Origin of the sequence: Rhodococcus sp. FH8 (genome assembly GCF_019266085.1) — a bacterium.
GTDB lineage: Bacteria > Actinomycetota > Actinomycetes > Mycobacteriales > Mycobacteriaceae > Rhodococcus_F > Rhodococcus_F qingshengii.
Window position 1 is genome coordinate 1 of record NZ_LPNQ01000025.1, and the last position, 2,143, is coordinate 2,143.

A 2,143-nucleotide genomic window follows, 5' to 3' on the forward strand; every position below is an offset into this window, starting at 1 on the left:
GAACTAACCGGTCCTCTTAACCTTCCAGCACCGGGCAGGCGTCAGTCCGTATACATCGTCTTACGACTTCGCACGGACCTGTGTTTTTAGTAAACAGTCGCTTCTCACTGGTCTCTGCGGCCCCACCCAGCTCAGACAGTAAATGTCGTCACCAGACAGGGCCCCCCTTCTCCCGAAGTTACGGGGGCATTTTGCCGAGTTCCTTAACCATAGTTATCTCGATCGCCTTAGTATTCTCTACCTGACCACCTGTGTCGGTTTGGGGTACGGGCCGTGTGAAAGCTCGCTAGAGGCTTTTCTCGGCAGCATAGGATCACTGAATTCGCCTCAATCGGCTACGCATCACGTCTCAGGCTATGTGCGACCCGGATTTGCCTAGGTCACGCCCTACACGCTTACACCAGTATTACCACTGACTGGCTCAGCTACCTTCCTGCGTCACCCCATCGCTTGGCTACTACCAGATCAGGTCCCATGCATCCACCAACTCGAGACCCGAAGGTCTTCTCGTGGCTTCAGGATGGTTAGTATCACTGATTCACCATGGGCGCGTTCACACGGGTACGGGAATATCAACCCGTTGTCCATCGGCTACGCCTGTCGGCCTCGTCTTAGGTCCCGACTCACCCTGGGCGGATTAACCTGGCCCAGGAACCCTTGGTCATTCGGCGGACGAGTTTCTCACTCGTCTTTCGCTACTCATGCCTGCATTCTCACTCGTGTGGCCTCCACGGCTAGGTCACCCTGCCGCTTCCATGGCCACACGACGCTCCCCTACCCATCCACACACCTGCCAGAAAATCCTTGGATCAACTGGGGGCTATTGCGTGAATGCCGCAGCTTCGGTGGTGTACTTGAGCCCCGCTACATTGTCGGCGCAGGATCACTTGACCAGTGAGCTATTACGCACTCTTTCAAGGGTGGCTGCTTCTAAGCCAACCTCCTGGTTGTCTTCGCGACCCCACATCCTTTTCCACTTAGTACACGCTTAGGGACCTTAGCTGGCGATCTGGGCTGTTTCCCTCTCGACTACGAACCTTATCGCCCGCAGTCTCACTGCCGCGCTCTCACTCACCGGCATTCGGAGTTTGGCTGATTTCGGTAAGCTTGTGGGCCCCCTAGACCATCCAGTAGCTCTACCTCCGGTGAGAAACACGCGACGCTGCACCTAAATGCATTTCGGGGAGAACCAGCTATCACGGAGTTTGATTGGCCTTTCACCCCTACCCACAACTCATCCCCTCAGTTTTCAACCTAAGTGGGTTCGGTCCTCCACGACGTCTTACCGTCGCTTCAACCTGGCCATGGGTAGATCACTCCGCTTCGGGTCTAGAGCATGCCACTGACTCGCCCTATTCGGACTCGCTTTCGCTACGGCTACCCCACACGGGTTAACCTCGCGACATGCCACTAACTCGCAGGCTCATTCTTCAAAAGGCACGCCATCACCCCCAGCAGTAAACTGCTCGAAGGCTCTGACGGATTGTAAGCGCACGGTTTCAGGTACTATTTCACTCCCCTCCCGGGGTACTTTTCACCTTTCCCTCACGGTACTAGTCCGCTATCGGTCACCAGGGAGTATTCAGGCTTATCGGGTGGTCCCGACAGATTCACACCAGATTTCACGGGCCCGGTGCTACTTGGGTTTCCATTACAACAGTCACAAAGTTTTCGTGTACGGGATTCTCACCCTCTACGACAGGCCGTTCCAGACCACTTCCACTAACCCTGTGATTTCTTACTGTTGGCCTGCTCGGCAGAACAGACAAAATGAACCCCACAACCCCACGAATGCAACACCTGCCGGCTATCACACACCCATGGTTTAGCCTCTTCCGCTTTCGCTCGCCACTACTCACGGAATCACGGTTGTTTTCTCTTCCTGTGGGTACTGAGATGTTTCACTTCCCCACGTTCCCTCCACACGCCCTATATATTCAGGCGCGGGTAACACGACATCACTCGTGCTGGGTTTCCCCATTCGGACATCCTCGGATCACAGCTCGGTTGACAGCTCCCCGAGGCTTATCGCAGCCTCCTACGTCCTTCATCGGCTCCTGGTGCCAAGGCATCCACCGTACGCTCTTCATTACTTACAACAAAGATGCTCGCGTCCACTGTGCAGTTCTCAAACAACACACAA

Annotated in this window: 1 rRNA gene; it reads right to left on the reverse strand. The window is 55.2% G+C overall.

The window, feature by feature from the left end:
- A 23S ribosomal RNA gene (locus tag ATN38_RS00165) occupies positions 1 to 2,099 on the reverse strand; the annotation flags it as partial.
- Positions 2,100 to 2,143: the final 44 nt, after the last annotated feature.